Annotated in this window: 1 protein-coding gene; it reads right to left on the bottom strand. The window is 56.6% G+C overall.

Going from position 1 to position 373, the window contains the following annotated elements; all coding sequences use genetic code 11:
• Window positions 1–183, bottom strand: a 183-nt coding sequence (locus EN859_RS38865; protein WP_210237764.1) for a hypothetical protein, incomplete at its 3' end; no start/stop codon positions are given.
• Window positions 184–373 lie beyond the last annotated feature (190 nt).

Here is a 373-nt window from a genome sequence, read left to right as displayed (position 1 = left end):
CTCAAGCCATTCTAGAAATACGGCTGCGTCTATAGGATCGCCCCGCCCGTTCGACTTATCCCACAAGGCAAGATTGCCGAGAAGCCCTCCTAACTCATCGGGCTCGCCGAGCCGCGTCCATTGAAGCTCGAGAAACTCGAACATGACGAGATACGCTTGACGAAGCGTAACCGCAGATTCCATTGATGGCATTTCCATTTTTTCCAGAGCTTGGCTCAAAACGGGAAGTCTATCTCGACTGACCGATGTCGACACATGAGGGGAGTGCTGAGCCGGCTCGGAAAAAGGAAGTCGGCAGGCGTCAAGCCTCGCGCCGAGACCCATGCGGCGACGCTCTGGCGTGTAAGCTCCGTGATCTCGAACTGCACCGGCC

It is taken from the genome of Mesorhizobium sp. M00.F.Ca.ET.216.01.1.1, assembly GCF_004010325.2.
Classification (GTDB): Bacteria; Pseudomonadota; Alphaproteobacteria; order Rhizobiales; family Rhizobiaceae; genus Mesorhizobium.
The sequence above is the reverse complement of the archived record's forward strand: the minus strand, read 5'-3'. Positions and strand labels throughout refer to the sequence as shown.